We start from the raw sequence: 2132 nt of genomic DNA on the forward strand, positions 1-2132 counted from the left end.
GAAACGTCTCTGCCGTATAAAACAGTTTGATTAAAACCTTTTTCTTCTTCGGTCAAAACTTTTTCTTCAATAAAATCAGATAATTTATCGATATAATACGGTTCTTCGCCCATCAAAAAATAAATTGGTTTGATGTTCCCGTTTTTAATGTCATTTACAATTTTTAAGACCTCGTCCATTTTTCAAATGTTCAGTATTTAGTTGCAGCGCTCTGTCTCTAAGTTCTAAAACTTGAAACTTTAAACCTGAAACTTCAAACTATTTTATATTTTTGCTTTATGCAGCAATTAAATTTTTCTTCCTATACTTTTCGATTCAAAAATAGCGAAAATAAAGTCTCCATTTTTGATGAAATCAGGAAAAAATTTATCATTCTTACTCCAGAGGAATGGGTTCGTCAACATGTTGTCCAATTTTTATTGGAAGAAAAGAAATACCCAAAATCATTGATTAACGTAGAGAAGGTTTTAAAAGTCAATGGCTTGCGCAAAAGGTACGATGTCGTGGTTTTCAATTCTGATGGTTCCATTTTTATTCTAATCGAATGCAAAGCGCCCGAAGTAAAAATTGCACAAGCTACTTTTGACCAAATTGCTCGTTATAATATGACGATGAATGCTCAATATTTGATGGTAACCAATGGTTTGAATCACTACTTTTGCCAAATGGATTTTGAAAATGAAAAATATCAATTCCTACATGAATTGCCAACGTATAAAATAGAATAATCAAAAATTGTTATGAAAATAGCTGTAGTTATACTGAATTGGAATGGAGTTTTATTGCTAGAACAATTTTTACCTTCTGTTGTAAAAAATTCCCCAGATGCAGTTATTTATGTTGCGGATAATGCCTCAACAGATACTTCTATTGCTTATGTTAAAGCACATTTCCCATCCGTTAGGATTATTGAAAACAAAGGCAATCTGGGCTTTGCAAGCGGTTACAACGAAGCATTAAAACAAGTCGATGCAGAACTATATGCTTTGGTAAACTCTGATATTGAAGTGACAGAGAATTGGTTGCAACCCATACTAACAACTTTTTTTAACGAACCCAGTACGGCTATAATTCAGCCTAAAATATTGGATTTTAAAAACAAAAAATATTTTGAATACGCAGGCGCTGCAGGTGGTTTTATAGATCAATTTGGGTATCCGTATTGTCGTGGTCGTATATTTGACACTATCGAAAAGGACCTTGGCCAGTACAATGACAATATAGAGATTTTTTGGGCAAGTGGCGCATGTTTTTTTATTAGAAGTAGTGTTTTTAATGAATTAAAAGGCTTTGATGACGAATTTTTTGCACATCAGGAAGAAATTGATTTGTGTTGGCGCGCATTAAATAAAGGGTATAAAATAAAATACATTTCAGAATCAGTAGTGTATCATGTAGGTGGAGCAACTTTGCAGCAAGGAAATCCAAAAAAAACATTTTTGAATTTCAGAAACTCCTTATTGATGTTGACAAAAAATCTTCCTGAAAATAAATTATATCCAATTCTTTTAGGCAGAATGGTTCTAGATGGAATTGCAGGAATACAATTTCTTGCGACTGGAAAATTCAAACATTTTGTAGCAATATTAAAAGCTCATTTTTCGTTTTACAAACTTTTTTTAGTTCACTATAAAAAAAGAACTAAATTTCAAGAACAAAAATACTATTGCATAAAAAGTATCGTTTTCATCTATTTTATTAGGAAAGTCGTTGTTTTTAACGATTTATTTAGAACAAAATAAATATAAAAAAGTAAATTTGTTTTTAACATTTAATTAAATCAATACCATTTATGAAAAAAATAGTAATTGCCTTATCCGTTTTAGCGCTATTGTCTTCGTGTGTTTCTAAAAAGAAATATACTGAATTAGAAGCAAGAAATAAAGAGACTCAGGACTTATTAAACACAGCTACCGTAAAATTAAATGCTTGTTTAGAGGAAAAAGCAGCGCTTTCAGCAACAGCGTCTTTGTTAAAAGAACAAAACCAAGGATTGATAAGCACTTCTAAAGATATGACGATCTTATCTACAAAAGGTGCTGAAAATATTGAAAAAGCATTAGAATCTATCAAAGAGAAAGATTTAAAAATCAGCAGAATGCAGGATGCTTTAACTAAAAAAGATAGTGTAA

At 31.0% G+C, this 2132-nt stretch carries 2 protein-coding genes and 2 pseudogenes; 3 read left to right on the top strand and 1 reads right to left on the bottom strand.

From position 1 onward, the window contains the following. Positions 1 to 179: pseudogene (locus tag ACH2BG_RS01495) on the bottom strand (DNA polymerase III subunit delta); the annotation flags it as partial. A gap of 99 nt (positions 180 to 278) precedes the next feature. Between ACH2BG_RS01495 and ACH2BG_RS01500 the strand changes: the two are divergent. The 3 genes and pseudogenes from ACH2BG_RS01500 to ACH2BG_RS01510 form a co-directional block, all read left to right on the top strand. Then, positions 279 to 728, top strand: a complete 450-nt coding sequence (locus tag ACH2BG_RS01500) for a type I restriction enzyme HsdR N-terminal domain-containing protein (RefSeq protein WP_395045966.1) — start codon at positions 279 to 281, stop codon at positions 726 to 728. Between the two features lie 12 nt (positions 729 to 740). Continuing rightward, complete coding sequence (locus tag ACH2BG_RS01505; protein WP_395045967.1) at positions 741 to 1742, top strand: glycosyltransferase family 2 protein; 1002 nt, start codon at positions 741 to 743, stop codon at positions 1740 to 1742. Between the two features lie 50 nt (positions 1743 to 1792). Then, a pseudogene (locus ACH2BG_RS01510) lies at positions 1793 to 2132 on the top strand (hypothetical protein); the annotation flags it as partial.

The organism is Flavobacterium sp., assembly GCF_043779715.1.
Taxonomy (GTDB): Bacteria; Bacteroidota; Bacteroidia; order Flavobacteriales; family Flavobacteriaceae; genus Flavobacterium.

Coding starts and splice junctions, on each gene's coding strand:
- ACH2BG_RS01500 (WP_395045966.1), top strand. CDS start 279: ATGCAGCAATTAAATTTTTCTTCCTATACTTTTCGATTCAAAAATAGC.
- ACH2BG_RS01505 (WP_395045967.1), top strand. CDS start 741: ATGAAAATAGCTGTAGTTATACTGAATTGGAATGGAGTTTTATTGCTA.